17 protein-coding genes are annotated in these 18,515 nt (G+C 46.9%); 3 read left to right on the forward strand and 14 right to left on the reverse strand.

Translation table 11 applies throughout. The features are described from left to right. Positions 1–33: 33 nt before the first annotated feature. Together A3773_RS14675 and A3773_RS14680 are read right to left on the reverse strand one after the other, a co-directional pair. The gene (locus tag A3773_RS14675) at positions 34–1,074 is read right to left on the reverse strand and encodes a class I SAM-dependent methyltransferase (RefSeq protein ID WP_067987443.1); all 1,041 of its coding nucleotides are present in this window, start codon (positions 1,072–1,074) and stop codon (positions 34–36) included. After that, a complete protein-coding gene (locus A3773_RS14680; protein WP_067987446.1) occupies positions 1,071–1,766 on the reverse strand; it encodes a pseudouridine synthase in 696 nt (231 codons plus the stop codon). Before A3773_RS14680 ends, A3773_RS14675 begins: the two co-directional genes overlap by 4 nt. Before the next feature lie 144 nt (positions 1,767–1,910). Here A3773_RS14680 and A3773_RS14685 point away from each other — a divergent pair, with 144 nt between their 5' ends. Beyond that, on the forward strand, positions 1,911–2,747 hold the full coding sequence (locus A3773_RS14685) for a 6-carboxytetrahydropterin synthase (protein ID WP_067987450.1): 837 nt from the start codon (positions 1,911–1,913) through the stop codon (positions 2,745–2,747). Between the two features lie 85 nt (positions 2,748–2,832). On the opposite strand, the gene A3773_RS14690 is transcribed toward A3773_RS14685, so the two are convergent. The 10 genes from A3773_RS14690 to dksA all read right to left on the reverse strand — a co-directional run bounded on the left by A3773_RS14690 (position 2,833) and on the right by dksA (position 14,486). Beyond that, complete coding sequence (locus A3773_RS14690) at positions 2,833–4,014, reverse strand: acetyl-CoA C-acetyltransferase (protein WP_067987453.1); 1,182 nt, start codon at positions 4,012–4,014, stop codon at positions 2,833–2,835. A gap of 390 nt (positions 4,015–4,404) precedes the next feature. Next, a complete protein-coding gene (panC, locus tag A3773_RS14695) occupies positions 4,405–5,253 on the reverse strand; it encodes a pantoate--beta-alanine ligase (RefSeq protein WP_067987456.1) in 849 nt (282 codons plus the stop codon). 2 nt (positions 5,254–5,255) lie between these two features. Further along, positions 5,256–6,050, reverse strand: coding sequence for a 3-methyl-2-oxobutanoate hydroxymethyltransferase (gene panB, locus A3773_RS14700; protein WP_067987459.1), 795 nt, complete (start codon positions 6,048–6,050; stop codon positions 5,256–5,258). 40 nt (positions 6,051–6,090) lie between these two features. After that, complete coding sequence (gene folK / locus A3773_RS14705; RefSeq protein ID WP_067987462.1) at positions 6,091–6,576, reverse strand: 2-amino-4-hydroxy-6-hydroxymethyldihydropteridine diphosphokinase; 486 nt, start codon at positions 6,574–6,576, stop codon at positions 6,091–6,093. Continuing rightward, entirely contained in the window at positions 6,566–7,987 is a 1,422-nt protein-coding gene (gene pcnB / locus A3773_RS14710; protein WP_067987465.1) for a polynucleotide adenylyltransferase PcnB, read from the reverse strand. The genes folK and pcnB overlap by 11 nt, the downstream gene beginning before the upstream one ends. A 617-nt stretch (positions 7,988–8,604) precedes the next feature. Then, on the reverse strand, positions 8,605–10,005 hold the full coding sequence (locus A3773_RS14715) for a sigma-54-dependent transcriptional regulator (RefSeq protein WP_067987468.1): 1,401 nt from the start codon (positions 10,003–10,005) through the stop codon (positions 8,605–8,607). 22 nt (positions 10,006–10,027) lie between these two features. After that, a complete protein-coding gene (locus tag A3773_RS14720; protein WP_067987473.1) occupies positions 10,028–12,961 on the reverse strand; it encodes a sensor histidine kinase in 2,934 nt (977 codons plus the stop codon). After that, positions 12,954–13,124 carry a hypothetical protein gene (locus A3773_RS17875; RefSeq protein WP_156473545.1) on the reverse strand — a complete coding sequence of 57 codons (171 nt, stop codon included), beginning with the start codon at positions 13,122–13,124 and terminating at the stop codon, positions 12,954–12,956. The genes A3773_RS14720 and A3773_RS17875 overlap by 8 nt, the downstream gene beginning before the upstream one ends. 3 nt (positions 13,125–13,127) lie before the next feature. Beyond that, a complete protein-coding gene (gluQRS, locus tag A3773_RS14725) occupies positions 13,128–14,012 on the reverse strand; it encodes a tRNA glutamyl-Q(34) synthetase GluQRS (protein ID WP_067987475.1) in 885 nt (294 codons plus the stop codon). Between the two features lie 45 nt (positions 14,013–14,057). After that, positions 14,058–14,486, reverse strand: a complete 429-nt coding sequence (gene dksA, locus A3773_RS14730; RefSeq protein WP_067987478.1) for an RNA polymerase-binding protein DksA — start codon at positions 14,484–14,486, stop codon at positions 14,058–14,060. 279 nt (positions 14,487–14,765) lie between these two features. Between dksA and A3773_RS14735 the strand changes: the two genes are divergently transcribed. Next, on the forward strand, positions 14,766–15,932 hold the full coding sequence (locus tag A3773_RS14735; RefSeq protein WP_067987481.1) for a pyridoxal phosphate-dependent aminotransferase: 1,167 nt from the start codon (positions 14,766–14,768) through the stop codon (positions 15,930–15,932). Beyond that, a complete protein-coding gene (gene sfsA / locus A3773_RS14740; protein WP_067987483.1) occupies positions 15,929–16,633 on the forward strand; it encodes a DNA/RNA nuclease SfsA in 705 nt (234 codons plus the stop codon). The genes A3773_RS14735 and sfsA overlap by 4 nt, the downstream gene beginning before the upstream one ends. A 5-nt stretch (positions 16,634–16,638) precedes the next feature. On the opposite strand, the gene A3773_RS14745 is transcribed toward sfsA, so the two are convergent. Both A3773_RS14745 and A3773_RS14750 read right to left on the reverse strand, forming a co-directional pair. Continuing rightward, positions 16,639–16,956 carry a Rieske (2Fe-2S) protein gene (locus A3773_RS14745; RefSeq protein WP_067987487.1) on the reverse strand — a complete coding sequence of 106 codons (318 nt, stop codon included), beginning with the start codon at positions 16,954–16,956 and terminating at the stop codon, positions 16,639–16,641. Continuing rightward, the gene (locus A3773_RS14750; protein WP_067987489.1) at positions 16,956–18,488 is read right to left on the reverse strand and encodes a bifunctional aminoglycoside phosphotransferase/ATP-binding protein; all 1,533 of its coding nucleotides are present in this window, start codon (positions 18,486–18,488) and stop codon (positions 16,956–16,958) included. The genes A3773_RS14745 and A3773_RS14750 overlap by 1 nt, the downstream gene beginning before the upstream one ends. Positions 18,489–18,515: the final 27 nt, after the last annotated feature.

The raw sequence follows: 18,515 nt of genomic DNA on the forward strand, positions 1-18,515 counted from the left end.
AAACAGGCTAGTGTTTGCTAGCCTGTGGATCGCTCACATTTTGTGCGTAAGGCGTATCAGCTTAAAATTGCCATTAGACATAATACATTCAGCTTGATGGAAGTATTTAAGGGCTTTGCGTTCTAAGGGGATATGCATATTCGTAACAAAACAAGCAATGCCTTGTTCATTGAGGTGATCATGGGCTGCTTTAAGGAAGCGGTCCGTAAGGTCACCATCTATTGAAAACCCGGCGTGGAAGGGCGGATTGCAGACGATTAGATCGAATTTATCCTTGATGCCTTGCGCGCAGTTAGCAGCAATGACTTTCGCGTTGATGGGGTAGCGGGCAAAGTTACGTTCGCAGGCAATGATCGCTGCTGCGTTGTTGTCTGTAGCGGTTACGGGTATATCTAAGTGTGTCAGGTTGAGGGAGAGGTAACCATAACCACAACCAAGGTCTAGCGCATTTTTGGGCGGTTCGGGCAGCGTCATCAAAAAACTGTCTAAATGTTCTATCAGGTAAGCGCTGCCTTTATCTACTTTATCCCAGCCGAAGATACCCGGCTTGCTCTGATACTCAAACCTATCATCAATGCAGCCTGTACGTAGTTGATGATAGTCTTTGTCATCTAAGGCGTCGTCGCTGTGCTGGTTGGTTTTTATGAGTTTGGCGAGCCATGTGTCTTTAGCGTTCTTGCTGTTTTCACCCATACCAAAGAGGGCTTTGGCTTTGGTGAAATAGGTTTTTATGCCTTCGTTTTTCCCTCCGGCGAGAATAAGTTCGCCGCCGACTTTTAGGCAGCGATAGGCCTCATTAATCAGGTGGTGAGCGACTAATTTCTCTTTAGATACCCTATAAATGACACGTTCTAAGCTATTATCTTCAATAATTGAGAGGTCATAGTCAGAAAAGAACGCTTTCCAGCCTTGTTTTTGTAAGTGCTCATGGAGATCTATTCGGTTGGTAATACAGATCACTGCGTCATTGGGCGGTAAGTTAGCGTCGAGAAAATTTTCATCGGCTAGCCAAAGGCTTTTTGTTGTTGCGCTCTTTATATAGGGAGCGAGCAGAGGAAAGGCGGAATCACTCATCGGATGCTGTTAATCTCTTCGTCAGTTAAAAAACGATATTCACCCAGTTCTAACTCTTCATCGAGTTCGATTTGGCCTATTTTTGCGCGGTGTAGCGCTTCTACTTTGTTACCAATGGCTGCGAACATGCGTTTAACTTGGTGGTAACGTCCCTCAGTTAAAACGACTTCGGCTTCGTGGCTACTAATAAGTGTTAAGTCTGCAGGTTTAGTACGCACGTTGTCGTTGATGAGTGTCAGTCCTTTCGCAAACTTTTCTATCGCATCTTCAGGAATCGGGTCGGCAGTGACCACTTGGTAGAGCTTCCCTGTTTTATGTTTAGGTGATGTTATTCTGTGGGCCCATTGGCCATCAGTGGTAATTAAAACAAGGCCGGTGGTATCTACATCTAAGCGGCCACAGATAGTGAGCTCATTGGCTCTAGGTAGATCAATAAAGCTTAAAACGGTAGGGTGAGTACCATCCTCATTAGCGCAAACGCAGCCTAGGGGTTTATTCAGCATAAGGTATTTTTCCCCAGGGGCGTCTAACGGGTAGCCGCTGAGGTAGATCTCATCTTCGGTCTCATTGATATGTAGAGCGGGGTTGGTTACCTCTTCTCCATTTAATGTGACCTCGCCTGTTTTAAGGAAGCGGCGAACCTCTTTGCGAGAAAAACCGGAAGACTGGGACAGGTATTTATCTAGGCGCATGTAGGTACTTTTTTAGTAACTCAGTGAGTGAAGCGTGCAATAAAGCAGCTATTATATCTGAAGGAGCTTATCCCCTACAGCCTACGGCGTTTTTTACCTGCGCATTTTAGGCTAATATACGCGCCTTAACCGTGGAGCCCGCTTGTGAAATTGTTTGTAGATAACCTTACCAATGTAGATTTTTCCTATTTGCACCCTCAACGAGGTCTATTGGGGGAGTCGTGGCTTGTTCAGTTGGAGCTTGATGGTAGCTTGAATGATCAAGGTATGATTTGTGATTTTGGTATTGTTAAAAAAGAAGTTAAAAAGTGGTTTGATCTTTGGATTGACCATGCGTTGGTTGTGCCGACGGGGCTGTCAGAGTTGGTGTATAACGTTGATGCGGGTTATACCGCGGTTGAGTGGGCCTACCCTAATGGTGAGCGCTTCTCTTGTCGCTCACCTGAAGCGGCTATCTGTTTAGTGGGTATGGCTGAGATTAACGAAGCGACGCTGGCGGAGTGGTGTCAGGGAAAATTACTTGAGTTGTTTCCCGGCGAAGTTAAGGGCTTAACTATTCGCTTTGTACCGGAAAAAATTGATGGGGCTTTTTATCATTACAGTCATGGCTTACAGAAGCATGATGGTAATTGTCAGCGCATTGCCCATGGCCATCGTTCTAAAATTGAGTTGTTCATTAATGGGCAACGGGATGCATCCCTAGAGGCGGAATGGGCGGCACGGTTTAAAGATATATACATAGGCTCAGCGTCCCATGTGACCTCCCAGAGTGATGATGAACATCAATATGCTTACCAAGCCCCGCAGGGGCGCTTTGAAATTAGTTTGCCTGCTCGGGTTTGTTATGTCATCGATACGGATTCTACGGTGGAATTAATTGCCTCGCATCTGGCTAAGCAGATCAAGTTAAGTTACCCCAATGATCGGGTGATGGTTAAAGCGTATGAAGGGGTTGGTAAGGGCGCGATCGCAGAAGCCTAGTGAGTGAAAATCCAATAAAAAACCGCAGATAACTGCGGTTTTTTTTATTTAAGGGAGGGGTGTTAATTAACCCCTCTTATCGCTATTAGCTACGTTCAACGGCTAATGCTGTACCCATACCGCCACCAATACAGAGTGTCGCTAGGCCTTTCTTCGCATCGCGTCGAGCCATTTCATGGAGAAGGCTGACGAATACACGGCAACCAGAAGCACCGATTGGGTGACCCAATGCGATTGCGCCGCCGTTAACGTTAACTTTATCTGTATCCCAACCAAGGTCTTTGTTTACAGACATCGCTTGAGCAGCAAAAGCTTCGTTCGCTTCAACTAGGTCAAGGTCACCAACGCTCCAGCCAGCTTTTTCAAGTGCTTTTTGAGTTGCGCAGATAGGGCCTGTACCCATAATTGCTGGATCAACACCGGCAGATGCATAGGCTTTGACAGTGGCAAGAACTGGAAGGCCTAATTCAGCTGCTTTCTCTGCTGAACATACGATCACAGCTGCAGCGCCATCATTAATTGTTGAGGAGTTACCCGCTGTTACTGTGCCATCTTTTTTGAAGGCAGGGCGTAGTTTAGCAAGCGCTTCTGGCGTGCAACCAAAACGTGGCTGCTCATCCGTATCAAAAACGATTGGATCGCCTTTGCGCTGTGGAATCGTTACAGGGATGATCTCATCCTTAAAGCGGCCTTCAGTTACCGCTGCTTCAGCTTTGTTCTGAGAGGCAGATGCGAAAGCATCTTGTTCTTCACGGGTGAAACCGTATTTTTCTACAATGTTTTCAGTAGTGATACCCATGTGGTAATCATTGAACGCATCCCAAAGGCCGTCTTTGATCATGGTATCGACCATTTTCCAATCACCCATGCGTGCACCATTACGGGAGTTGGGTAAAACGTGTGGAGACGCGCTCATGTTTTCCTGACCGCCCGCAATAATGATGTCAGCATCACCACAACGGATAGCCTGTGTAGCCATCTGAATCGCTTTTAGACCAGATCCACATACTTTGTTGATCGTAAGTGCAGATACAGAATTTGGCAGCCCTGCATTGAGGGTTGCTTGGCGTGCTGGGTTTTGACCACAACCCGCTGTTAAAACTTGGCCTAAAATAACTTCGTCTACTTGATTTGGATCTAAGTTAATTTTCTCGATTAAGCCTTTGATTACTGTCGCACCTAGATCAGATGCAGCGATTTTAGAAAGGGAACCACCAAAAGTACCAACTGCGGTACGGCCCGCAGCAACAATTACAACGTCACGCATTCGAAATGCCTCTTAGCTTAGCTATGTACAAAATTCATTCACGATGATGATAAGTCATAGATATGACTTGATTATTTCAAGTGAAAAGCGGCATTTATACAAAAACCTTTATCTGTCATTCCATAAGTGCATGACTGGTTTAAAAACCGTTTTTCTATGCAGCAATATTATTCATATTGTTTTTATTGCATTGCAGGAATTCATCGTCCTTGCAGTCTGCGTGACCAATGCCCTGCTTGTCAAGCCGCGAAAGTAGGGGGCTTATAAGACTTACGTTGATGATGGAATGTTGTGCACTGCGGCAAAAAGAGAGGATTTTGTGATTTTTATTGCTGAAAAGTAAATTAATTCAGAGACTTCCGAGCGAGGGGTCTCGCTCGGAAGCGATGCTTATAGATCAATTTGGATGTTATCAATCAGACGTGCTGCTCCTATATAAGCAGCAGCTAAAATAACGATTTCATGATCTGTGTCGGTAGCCGGTTGTAAATCAGCGCGGCGGCAGATCTGATAGTAGTCTCGTTTGAAGCCCACCGCTTCAAGGGTCGCTTGGGCCTGCTCTTCTATATCGGCAAAGGCTTTACTGCCACTGAGAAGCGCCGCTTTAGCGGTTTGTAGCGTTTGCTGCAGTGTCGGTGCGACCTCTAGCTCCTCAGGCGTTAAGTAGCCGTTACGGGAGCTTAAGGCTAGCCCCTTTTCGTTGCGGGCAATCGGAGCGCCCTGGATTTCGACAGGTAGGCTTAGGTCTTCAGTCATACGACGAATAACCATCAATTGCTGAAAATCTTTTTCACCAAAGATCGCAACATCCGGCTGCACCATGCCGAAAAGCTTACAGACAACGGTAGCGACGCCACGGAAATGCCCCGGTCGTGTGATGCCACAATACATCTCTGAGATGACGGGGACTTCAACTTGGGTTTGTGCTTCTCGCCCGTGTGGATAAACCTCAGCATCCGTTGGCGCAAAAAGGTAATTGCATCCACGTGATGATAACTTCTGTTGATCCGCCGCAAGGGTGCGAGGGTAACTGTCTAGGTCCTCACCTGCGCCAAACTGCAGTGGGTTAACAAAAATTGATGAAACAACAATATCGCTGCATTTTTTTGCTTGATCGATCAGTTGTAGATGGCCTTCGTGCAGGTTGCCCATGGTTGGGACAAAGCCTATACGTTTGCCTTGCGCGCGCTCTTGTTTAAGCGCAGCTCTTAATTCGGCTATAGAGTGTATCGTTTGCATACTTATTCGAATCCGTGTTCCTGAGCGGGGAAGGAGCCATCTTTAACCTCTTGAATATACAGAGAGATCGCTGCTTCAATGCTGTCAGCATTTTGCATGTAGTTTTTTACAAATTTAGGGCTTCGGCCGGGTGTTATCCCAAGCATATCGTGCATCACTAATACTTGTGCATCAGTGTCTGCGCCCGCACCTATGCCGATAACGGGAACATCGAGTGCAAGTGTAATCTCTTTGGCTAACAGTGACGGAACACACTCAAGTAAAATAATGCTGGCGCCCGCATCTTGTAATAATGCGGCATCGCTAAGCATCTGTTTTGCGCTTTCGCTATCACGTCCTTGAACGCGATAACCGCCAAGCTTATTTACGGTTTGTGGTGTTAGGCCTAAATGAGCGCAGACGGGAATACCGCGCTCTGCCAGCATAGACACGGTATCAGCGAGCCATGCGCCCCCTTCAAGTTTTACCATATTCGCGCCCGCTTGCATGAGTGCGGCAGAACTGTCCATCGCTTGCTCGGGGGTTGAATAGCTCATGAAAGGAAGATCCGCCATGATTAGACTGCCCTGATTGCCTCGTGCTACGGCTTGTGTGTGATAGGCCATCTCTTCAATGGTCACAGGAAGTGTGCTGTCATTGCCCTGGAGCACCATGCCTAATGAGTCGCCGACTAGAATGACTTCAGTTCCCGCAGCACTAATCAGGTGTGAAAAACACGCATCATAGGCTGTAAGCACTGCGAATTTCTCGCTAGCTTTTTTCATTGATGACAATGTGTGCAGAGTTATTTTGCTCATGGAATTCGCTTCCTAAGGTTACGCGTTGGCGCGATTATACCTATATCTTTATCAGGCTGCCCATAGGACATGCTGTTAATAGTGCAGACAAAGGTAAGCCTTTTGGCGTAGTAAGGTTTGGGTCAATTTCCGCTAAGGGGTATAGAACGAAGCTACGTTCGTGCATATAAGGGTGTGGAACTTTAAGGCGTTCAGTATTTATGATCTGTTGATCATAAAGCAGAATATCGAGGTCGAGTGTCCTCGGCCCCCAATGTCGCTCCCGAATGCGTCGATGCTTTTGCTCTAACCCTTGCAGTTGGTCGAGCAAAGCCTCGGGGGGTAAGTCTGTTTCAATTTCTGCCACGGCATTAATAAAATCCGGTTGGTCTTGGGGGCCAACCGGTGCCGAGGCATATAAGGAGGATGCGGTAATTAGCGTGCAGTGATCGAGTGCCGCTAATTCGCTTAAGGCATTTGAAACCTGGCTTATGGGGTTGTCTAAATTACTTCCTAAGCCAATAAAACAACGAAATTTAGCTTTCATTACCTGAACGTTCTTTTCTTGGCTTATTCGGTTTTTTACGACGAGAACGACGAGGTTTGTCGATCTTGTCTAAGCCGTTTAGCATCTCGCTTTGGGCTTCTGTGTTTGCATTCTGGAAATCGGTCCACCACTGGCTTAATCCGTCGAGCTGCTCTCCGCTGTTTTCTCGCAGTAGAAGTAGGTCGTAGGCGGCGCGGAATCTTGGCATCTCCATTAAGCGATGTGCCCGATGGCCTTGACGGCGAGGTAGACGTAACTGCATCTCCCAGATTTCACGAATCGGTGTAGAAAAGCGGCGCGGAATCGCTGTGGAGCGTACCTGTTCTGCAATCACTTGGTTTGCAGCTTCATGTAGCGCAGGTAGCGGTGGCATCTTTTGCTCTCGCATTAACTGTTGCATCCGTTTTTGCGTGGGATACCAAAGAATAGCGGCGAAAAGAAAGGCCGGGGTTACGCTTTTTCTTTGTGCAAGACGTCGGTCGGTATTTTTTAACGCATTCTCAATGAGTCGCTCAAGAGGCATATCTAAGTGAGGATCGTCTAACAAGGTCTGGACCTGAGAGAAAATAGGTTCAAACAGTTCAAGGCGGCGTAGTTGTTGGTAAGACTGGAGTGCGTGGCCTGATTGGAAGAGCTTTAATGTCTCATCAAATAAGCGTGCAGGCGCTATACGTTTGAGCATAGGCGCTAATGCAGGGATTGGACGCTCAGACGCAGGCTCAATGGTGAAGTCTAGCTTAGCGGCAAAACGCGCAGCCCTCAGCATGCGAACAGGGTCCTCTTTGTAACGATCTTCAGGATCGCCAATCATACGAAGTACACCGTTCTTCAGGTCGTCAAAGCCGCTGGTAAAGTCATATACGCAATGGTCTTTAGGGCAATAATATAAAGCATTAACGGTGAAGTCTCGGCGTAGAGCGTCATCTTCAATGGTGCCATATACGTTATCGCGCAGGATCATGCCGCTATCGCATTGCTCACCTGAGCCATCTTCTGGTTGGCTATCATGACTGGCTCTAAACGTTGCAACTTCTATTAGGTCACGACCATAACGGACGTGAACAAGCTTAAAGCGACGCCCGATAAGTCGGCCCCGACGAAATAACTCGGCGGCTTCCTCTGGGTGAGCATTGGTTGCAACATCAAAATCTTTAGGTTTTTTATTCAGCAGTAAGTCGCGTATGCAGCCACCGACGAGGAATCCGTCATAACCGGCATCTTGTAGACGATAGGCTACTTTTAAGGCGTTATCGTCTAGAAGCCGACGCGGAATTTTATGCTCTTCTTCTGATACTCTGTGCCGTTTGGCCTCGGTAATCATTGACGAGGGAGAGAGAGTGCCGTCATCGTTTTTAGAGTGTGGGTTGCTGCGGAATACTTTACCCAGCGCTTTGCTAATGGTTTTAAGCAATGTGGTGCCTATTTTAGTACAAATTGAATAATCTAATATGAGGGCCTACAGGCTAGGTGTATCTGAAGGATATTAAATCTTAACGATCCTTTTAGCCGTGTCCCTATAAAAAAATCGGGTGCGCAATCATATCATTGATAGAGGGTATAATGGGAGTATTAGGTGTTTTCAATTATAGAGTAAAACAAGAGGAGGGGATGGAATAGCTGACCGCATCTCAGGTAACAACGGCTATATGTGTTTCTTAGCTTGTTGTTATTTTTTCTAAGAGCCTTTTAGATCGTTACAACTTAGCTACGATCAGCTTTACTAAACCTCATTATTATTTTTATTCGAGGCGGGTGCTTTTAAAATCTAATTCCAGTTTTTATTTTTATTAGTGGTCTAGTTTTTAAAGCGTGCTTCTTTTTGTTTTCGAACTAATATAGTGCATGACATGTGCCATGTTTTAAAAACCCTTTTAAAACATGGTGTTATTATTTTTGTGCTTTTGGATCACCTACTTTGGTACTGATATTGTTACTGGTTGTTACGCTTAGGTGTTGCTGTGTGGGTAGTAAGGTAACACCTTGGTTGTTACCTTGTTGTTATGGTTGTTAGACTTTTATCTAATTGAATTATAATAAGTTTGCTTGCTTTTTGCTTTTGCGTGGAATGCCTAATTTTTGACGGCGCTCCCATAAGCACTTTCGGCTTACCCCGAGTTTCTTCGCAAGCTCTGTTTCGCTAAGTTTGTCTTGATTTTCTATGACAAAACGTTGGAAATAATCGTCTAGGGATAAATTAGCTTGTTCTTCGGTGCTAAGCGTAGCGTCCGGTTCGGGGATGCGTGCGGCGAACTGTGTTTCCAGTTCATCAAGGGATGCTTTAGGTATGTCGAGGCCTAATACATCTAATGTGATCAGGGAGCCTTCGGCGAGAATAACCGCACGCTCAATGGCATTTTCTAATTCTCGCACATTGCCGGGCCAGCGGTAGGTGCTCATGGCCTGTCTAGCTTCGTGAGAGAAATGGTAGTTAGTGACGTTCATGCGTCGGCATGCATTAACCAGCATCTGATCGGCGATCTCTAAAATGTCTGAGTCACGCTCTCTTAATGGTGGAATGCGCAACTCCATAACATAAAGACGGTAGTAGAGGTCTTCTCGGAATTGGTTTTGTTTGGCCAGTTCTTTTAGGTTTCTATGGGTCGCTGCAATAAGGCGGACATCGACTTTCTTTGAATGAACTGAACCTACGCGACGTATCTCACCTTCCTGAAGAAAACGTAACAAGCGAGCTTGCGCCTCAAGAGGAAGTTCACCAATCTCGTCGAGGAATAGGGTTCCACCATCAGCGGCTTCGAGTAAGCCGCTGCGGCCAACATTAGCGCCGGTAAACGCGCCTTTTTCATGACCAAATAGTTCCGATTCAATTAAGCTTTCGGGTATGGCGGCACAGTTAACCGAGATCATGGGTATATGTGCGCGGTCGCTTTGCTCATGGATTGAGCGTGCGGCGAGCTCTTTACCGGTGCCAGATTCGCCTTGAATGAGTACGGTTGCATGGGTGCGTGCGATTTTTGTAATGCGCTTGGCTAGCTCTTGCATAGCAGCGCAAGAACCTAAAATATGCGTTTGGCCGGCATTTGTGTTCGTTTGTAAGGTGTTAGCTTGGACGGGGTTGTTTGTTTTGCCGTCAAGAATGCTTCTAACGGCGAGGAGCATCTCGTCGTGATCAAAAGGTTTCGCTATATAGTCAACCGCGCCTAGTTTCATCGCGTCCACTGCGGAGCGTAGGCTCGCATAGCTCGTCATAATGAGGACCGGTACGGATTTGGCCAGTTCGATAAGGTCGGTGCCTGGCGCACCCGGCAAGCGGAGGTCGCTAATGATGAGATTGAAATCTTCTAATTTAAAGCGACGGGTGGCTTCATCAACCGATGCGGCATCCTCCACTTCAAAGTTGTTTTTTTCGAGCAGCCTGCGTAATGCGGCTCGAATAATAGCTTCATCTTCTACAATCAGAATTCGACTCATAAGCTCTCTACCTTACATCCCACTATCTCGCGCGGTCAGGATCTTCTGTCCATCTCAGGCGCGGGAGCGTTATTGCCACTTGAGTGCCTTTCTTCTGTTTGTTGTTGGCAGGGCTTAGTATCTCAATACTACCATAATGCTCTTCAATTATGTTATAGACTAATGATAGTCCTAAACCTGTCCCTTGGCCTGGGTCTTTTGTTGTAAAGAAGGGCTCAAATAGACGCTCTTTCGATTCGTCGGTTATGCCGCTGCCTTCATCGGTCACACGTAAAATGACGGTCTCTGTTGTTTCCTCGGCTTCCAGCCAGATTTTATCCTGATTTTTTGACGCGTCACTGGCATTTTGTAACAGGTTAACAAACACTTGATGCATCTGCTGAGGGTCTCCGACAATTCTTAAGTTGTCGGGGATCTGGTTGATGTACTGTAAATGCTTACCGTGACTGTCCAGTGAGAGGAGGTGGATCGCTTCTTCTGCGCACTGGGCGAGGGAAACAGGGAGTTGCTCACGGTCGGCTTCTGGTCGTCCAGCATGAGCGAAACGTACCAGTGATTGTACTATGCGGCTGATACGCTTAGTTTGATCAACGATCTGATCACCGGTTTCCAAAATGTAAGGGTTGTCTGTTTCGAGTTTTAAATTTTGCGCTAAGCAGGCGATCCCGGTAACAGGGTTACCTATCTCATGGGCAACACCGGCAGCAAAGCGCCCAATGGAGGCTAAGCGTTCATTATGGGCGAGCTTGTCTTGCATGTTTTTGGTGTCGGTGTCATTTTCCAAAAGAATAACCATGCCTATATCTCTACGCTCTTTAAGAATAGATTTATGGAGGCTAAACCAATGGGTGTGCCCATCAATAATAAGTTTTTGTCCTAGCTGGTGGTCTATAGGCGCGTCAACAAACTGTTCGAGCACTTCGCTCCACGGGTTGCTGTTACTGCTTAGGGCACTGCCGATCACCTCTTCGTTGAGTATATGGGTTAAACGCTCCATCTCATGGTTCCAGAATAGTACCTGACCTTCCGTATCTAAGGTGCAGACACCTATCGGTAGTTTTTGCAGTGTTAAACGGTGATAGCGTCGCATCTCATCAAGTTCAGCAGCAAGGCCTGTGAGCTGTAATTGATAGTCTTCCAATTGATTTTCAATTAAGTGCACATTACTGGCTTTGAAACCGACCCCCATAGGGTCTGCTGGACGGTCAATCGGCTCCAGTAAAGCCGCGGCCTCTACTGGGCCTAGCAGGCCTGAGAGGTTGTTTTCTAACATTGCTCTTAAGCGCAGTAGGTCAACGGGGCGAATACTGTCTGGATGAATGTTCATGCTATCCAGCGCTTGCTGAACTTCTCTCTCTGCTGCTTTTCGCCCCAGTCTAGATGCGAGCATCTCGGTGAAATCGCTGATGCGTGAAGCGCGGAGGTTGGTTGTGTTTGTTTTTTGCAGCGCATTCATTAAGCAGGCTTGGGCCGCTTGGGATTCCTCGGATGATTGAGGCGTAAAGAGGGAAACAATGGTCATAACTGCGGTGTTGACTAATAACGACAGGATGGCGATATGATCCCAGTTACTGTTATTGATATTGAACGGGAGTGTTTCTAGGGGTGATGCGCTCAATACAGGGATTAACATACTAAATAACCAGATTCCCATACCTGATATTAAACCCAGCAGTAGTCCCCAGCGGTTTGCGTGCTGCCAAAAAAGCGTAACAAGCAATCCGGGTAAAAATTGCAAAAAGGCCACAATGGCGACGATGCCCATTTGATGAAGATCGAAGTGGTTACCTATCAGGCGGTAAAAGAGATAACTGCCTAAGATCATCGCCATAATTAGAATACGTCTTAGCCAGAGTAAACGTGCATAAAAGCGAGACGTTTTAGGTTTTGGGATAAGCGGTAAAATGACATGGTTTTGCAGCATGGAGGCGAGCGCAACGGTGGCGACAATCATGATGCCACTGGCTGCCGATAGCCCACCAATAAAGGCGATGACGGTTAACCAAGAGGAGTCCAGCATCAATCCTATGTTTAAGATGATGAACTGCGGGTCGCCACCTACGTTTAAGGATTGGCCCGCCCAAATAATCGGTGGTACGGAACAGGCGAGTAAGAGTAAGAAAAGGGGCATCGCCCAGGTCGCTTTATAGAGCGTTTCATCTGAGGAATTTTCAGTAAACAGCATGTGAAAGGTATGGGGCATGACAATTGTGGCAGCAAAAAACGCCAATATGAGCGTACGCCAAGCTTCACTATTAACGGGTGTTTTTAGCTGCTCGACAATCTCAGGGTGTTGGGTGATAAAGCTTCCTGTTTCGCCGATGCCGCCGAGAATGCCAAAAATGGCGAAGCCCGCAATGATGAGCAGCGCGCTCAGCTTTATGACGGACTCAACTGCCATCGCCACCATTAAACCACGATGATTGGTTCTGAGTGAGGCATGCCTGGCACCAAATAAAATCGAGAAGAGGGCGATAATAAAACAGAATCCAACGCTGATCTGGTCAGCACTGAATTGATCGTTAAGGATGTACAGTGTATCGGACACGGCCTGTATCTGTATGGACAGCATAGGCAGAGTGGCGAAGACGGAAATCAACGCAGTAAGGGTACCAACCGATCCGCTTCTAAACCGGAAGGCAAATAGATCGGGCAGTGAACTTAATTGATATGTGCGCGTGATACGTAGAATAGGAATTAATAACGCCGGTGCTAATAGAAAGGTCAGTACGGGGCCGAAGTAAGAGCCGAAAAAGCTGTATCCCGACTCTTTGGCTAGGCTGAATGCGCCGTAGAATGTCCAAACACTGGCGTATACACCGATCGAAAGTACATGGGTTAGAGGGTGACGAACAAGTTTTTTAGGCAGTACGCCACGTTCTGTTAAATAGGCGGTCCCAAATAAAAACAGGAGGTAAGCAACGCCGATCAATATCAGTGACGGTAAGCTAAACATCGGTGCGTTCCCTCTCAACCAAAAAAGCGATCAATATGATGGCTAGCCAAATAATGTAAGGGAGGTACCACGGTGCATCGATACTTTGCCAGCTATCGATGACCAGTGGGACAACTAAATAAAGCATGAGAATAAGCAGTATCAGTAATCGATGAAAATACATAGCCTATTTACTCAGTTCTACAGGTTTAGCTAAGGTTGGGCTAACTCGGTCTATCTGCCAATGTTCGATGCCCCAGCGAATAATCTCATCACGGCTTGCCTCTAATAGTTCGGTAGGCGGCTGTTGGTCTAAAAAAAGAAGCGCTTTGAACAACAGAGGCACCGTGTCATCTAAGGTTAAGGCGGGTGCAAATGTCTGTTTGCTGAGTTTTTGCCCTTGTGGGTTATTGGCCACAGGAATATGGGCATAGGTGGGTGTTGGGTAGCCAAGCACTTGTTGTAGATGTATCTGTCGTGTTGTTTCCGCTAAAAGATCAGACCCTCGAACCACGTGCGTTACCCCCTGATGGTAATCATCAACCACAACCGCGAGTAAGTAAGCGTATAAGTGATCGCGTCGATACACAACAAAATCACCTCCACTGCTATTGGGGCTGATGTATCTGCCTTGGATCGTATCGTTAAAATGACGTGGCATGTTGTCAAATTTGACCCGAATGGCACATTGCGCTTCTGCGCTAGGGGGGTGATATAAGCAGTGACGGTCGTATAGAGTACTGCCGCATCGGGCTAAAATCTCTTTGCGAGAACAGTTGCAGCGATAAGCTTGGTGCTGAGCTAAAAGGTGTTCTAGCACGTCTTGATACGCATGATGGCGATCGCTTTGTCGGCATATTTCACCATCCCAATAGAGGCCGAATTTGGATAAAACGGCTGGGAACTGCGCTTTTACGTCAGCCTGTTCACGGGGCGGATCGAGATCCTCAATGCGGAGTAACCATTGGCCATGATTAGCGCGCGCGTCTAAAAAACTAGCGAGCGCGGCGATGAGCGAGCCAAAATGAAGAGGCCCTGTAGGGGATGGGGCAAATCGACCGATATAGGCCACAAGGTAGATCCTAAAGAGCCAGCATTGGGCTGGCTCTATAGTGGATTAGCGACCAAGCTGCTTTTCTTTGATCTCGGCCAGCGTTTTGCAATCGATGCAAAGTGATGCCGTTGGGCGAGCTTCAAGCCGGCGGATACCGATCTCAATGCCACATGCATCGCAGTATCCATAATCATCGTCATCGATAAGATCTAGCGATTCATTGATTTTTTTGATCAACTTGCGTTCACGGTCACGAGTGCGAAGTTCGAGGCTGAATTCCTCTTCCTGGCTAGCTCGGTCACTTGGGTCAGCAAAGTTGGATGGCTCTTCACGTAAATGGTGAATAGTGCTGTCCACCTCTTCCATTAGTTCTTGTTTCCAAGCCCCAAGAATGTTGCGGAAGTGGTCTTTGTGCTTCTCATTCATGTACTCCTCACCTTCAGTAATCGGGTAAGGATCAAAATGTGTGAAAGATTCGCTCTTGTTTGGCATAAGCGCTGCCTCACTCTTTTACGTAAGTCATCATTAGGATGACTTCACTTGTCCGTGTTATTAATGCAAGAAATGCATTTAGCATGAAAGGCAGGCAAATTACCAGATGCGTTGCCGTTGTGCTAGCCCTAAATTTATTCAATAGGCCCCTAAAGGCAATAAATCAGGCTTTGTCTCTGCCTTAGCCCTTATAAACAAGGGCTTGCGCCTTGGTTTTAATTATTACGTCGTTGAATATAGGTATACTTAACTTATTTTAGGCCGCAACCAGGAATAAATATGGCTTTTCACCCTTCGAAGCGCGTTTCTGAGATAGAAACGTTTAAAGTAATGGATCTTTTAAAGCGGGCTAAACAGCTAGATGCCGCTGGGTTTGACGTGGTTCATATGGAGGCGGGCGAACCGGATTTTGCCACTGCGCCGGCTATCGCTGATGCCGCTAAAGCTGCGATAGATAAAGGACTTACGCAATATACCCCCGCAGCGGGCATCCCCGAACTGCGGACGGCGATTAGTCAGTGGTATAAGCGTCAATATGGGTTAGATATTTCACCTGAGCGGATCATTGTGACGACGGGGGCCTCAAGCGCACTGCTCATGGTTTTTTCGTTGCTGGCTGATGCGGGTGACGGCTTTATGATGGCTGATCCCGGTTATCCCTGTAATCGACAGTTTCTGCGTTTTTTGAATGCTCACTCCCAGCTTGTACCGGTGGAGGCGGAACAGAATTTTCAACTGAATGCGGATTTAGTGGAACAGCACTGGCAATCTGAAACCGTTGGGGTGCTGCTCGCATCGCCTGCTAACCCTACCGGTGCGATCGTAAGTGATGAGGCGTTAGCAGCCATTGCTGATGTGGTCAGAGAGAAAAAAGGTGCGCTGGTGGTTGATGAGCTTTATCACGGTTTGACCTACGAGGGCGCGACCTCGTCAGTTCTGTCAATTGATCCAGATGCGTTTGTGATTAACAGTTTTTCTAAATATTTTGGTATGACAGGGTGGCGTTTAGGCTGGTTAGTGGCACCGTCAGATGCCGCACCGGAGTTAGAAAAGTTGGCGCAAAATTTAATGATCTCCCCCCATACGGTGTCTCAGTATGCGGCATTAGCAGCGTTTGAACCTGATACCATCGCTCTGTTCGAAACGCGAAAAGAGCAGTTTAGGGTGCGGCGAAATGTATTGGTTAATGGTTTACGAGCATTGGGTTTTTCAATCCCTGTGATGCCTGAAGGTGCATTCTATGTGTATGCGGGTGCTCAGCACTTGACGGATAATACCTTTGATTATTGCTGGTCCCTCTTGGAAGAGGACCACATTGCAACGACGCCAGGCTTAGATTTTGGTCACCATCGTTGTAATGAATATATCCGCTTTTCCTATACCACCGGCCTTGATCGAATAGAGCTGGCGTTAGCGCGATTAGAGAAAAGGATTAAAGGGGCATGAAGTTAGATAACCTGATTCAAGGTCGGCTGGTGAAACGCTATAAACGATTTCTTGCTGATATCGTGCTCGATAATGGTGAAGCGGTAACGGTTCATTGCCCTAATACGGGGTCAATGAAAAACTGCGCAGATGCTGGTAGTAAGGTATGGGTGCTGGATAGTAAGAACGAAAAGCGAAAATACCCTTTAGGCTGGGAGTTGGTTGAGGTGCAAGGGCAATACCTTGCTTGCATCAATACAGGGCGCGCGAATAAGTTGGTTAAAGAGGCTATCGAAAACGGCACGATTCAACCGTTGCAGGGGTATGCCTCCATGCGGCAGGAGGTTAAGTACGGTGAAAATAGCCGGATCGACCTGCTGCTGGAGGACTCCGATAAAGGTCGTGTTTGGATCGAGGTTAAGAATGTTACCTTGTTAGAGGAGGCTAACTGCGGACGCTTTCCTGATGCGGTGACCGCACGGGGCGCTAAACATTTGCGGGAGTTGATGGCGATGGTTGCGCAAGGGGACCGAGCTGTTATGTTGTTTTGTGTTCCTCACACCGGTATTAACACAGTGAGTCCAGCGGATCAGATTGATCCTGAATATGGGCGTTTGCTACGAGAGGCTAAGGCGGCGGGTGTTGAGGTGATGGCCTATGGCGCAGAGATTAGTGAAACGGCGATCAGTCTTGTGCGTGAATTGACGGTCGTATTGGATTAGGTGGGTTAAAGGCAGATGTAGATCTCATCACCTTGGCATCGGTGCTCTATTTTATTTAACTGGTCGTCTACGCAAGGCCCTGCAATACATTCCCCTGTATCTATTTTGAATAGGGCTCCGTGGGTGGCGCATTGAATAAAGGTTTTCTCATAATCTAAGAACTGATCGGGTTGCCATTCCAAAGGAATACTACGGTGGGGGCAGCTATTTTCGTAGATATAGATCTGATCACGGTAATTGAGGGCGACCAGTTTTTTTCCTTGGACCTCAAACCCCTTGGCGCCGCCTTCAGGTATATCAGATGTTGAGCACAGCTTGATCATTAAAAAATCACTTCCTGTATTCTTAGTTGCTCTAATAAACGGTTGATCGCGTCATCATCATCGGTTTCTACCACAACGGTGATGTTTTCTTCTTCAGGTGTTAGAGGTTGTTCATGCTGCTGCTGTTCTTGCATCACCGAAATATCCGCGTCAGAGGCGTCATTACCCTCTATTTCGCGACGTTTTAAGCGAGCTTCTATTAACTTTTGTTCGCATTGGCAGCTAATGATTCTGATAGGAATGCCGCGCTTTTTAGCGAGATCAATATAGCTTTGTCGGGTGCGCTGTCGAATGAAGGTGGCGTCAACAATAACCGAATACCCGTTATGCAATAGCTTTGAGCTCGTATCAAACAGCAAGTTAAAGGTATGCGCGTTCATTTTTGGGCTGTAGAGTTCTAGTTTTTCACCCCTCAGGCTCAACTCCCTAAAGAGGCGTTTACGTTCTACATCAGATCTAATTCTAATGGTGTCGGTTGTATCGACCAGTTGCTGGCTTAAATGGCTTTTCCCGCTACCGGATACACCGTGCATTAGAAACAGGGTGGGTTTAGGTTTACGTACGTAATAGTCGGTTAAACGCAGATAACGTCGTAAACTGGCCATGTCGTGCATATCGCCTAACACGGCAACTTTAGCGCGTACCATTGAGCGGTATGCTTTGTAGAAATTTAGCAGGGGTAGGGCTTGGTAATCACCGCTGATCTCTAAATAGCGATTGAGGCAACGGTTCGCCCAGCGAAATTCACCGTTGGCTTCTAAATCCATCAGGAGAAAGGCTAAGTCGCTGATGGTATCGATCCAGCGAAACTGTAAATTGAACTCGATGCAGTCAAAAAGGCGCAGTTCGCCGTTATAAAGCGTGATGTTGGATAGGTGTAAGTCACCATGACATTCACGTACATGGCCTTCAAGTTTCCGCTGCTGCATGAGGGGTGTTAACTTGCGGAAACGCTGCGCAATAAACATAGATAGTTGTTGTACTTTGTCGCAATCATCTAAGTTGGTAGGCGCTAAGGTATTGAGTATATGGGTGAAGTTGTCCGCAACGACTTCCCAGATAGTATCCGGTTCGCCCCAAGGGCTATCCTGGGCGACGATCGGAACGATACCATGAAATTCTGCCACCTGTTCAGCCAGTGTATCGATCCAGCTGGCTTCGAAACGCTGGTTTTCTAAAAGTAGGTCAAGACGCTGTTCTGTATCGAATTGATACATCTGTACCGCGTATTCTATCGCTAATTCATTATCGTCAATATCAAAGATAGGGTGCGCTTCAGTCCCGCCGATGGCGATCACGCGCTGGTAAATGTCAGGCGCAAGACGCTGATTAAGGCGCAGCTCCTCTTCACAGAAGTGCTGTCGCTTAACGAGCGTGGTAAAATCCAGAAAACCAAAATCCACAGGCTTTTTAATCTTATAGGCATAAGTGCCTGTTAAGATAAGCCAGGAGATGTGGGTTTCTATCAACTCGATTTTTTCAACCGGGTGTGGATAGAAATCAGATTTTTGTAGAGAATCTAGCAGCGTCATAAAGGTTCTAAATAATTTATTGGGTCT

It is taken from the genome of Neptuniibacter pectenicola (assembly GCF_001597735.1).
In the GTDB taxonomy this organism is placed as follows: Bacteria; Pseudomonadota; Gammaproteobacteria; order Pseudomonadales; family Balneatricaceae; genus Neptuniibacter; species Neptuniibacter pectenicola.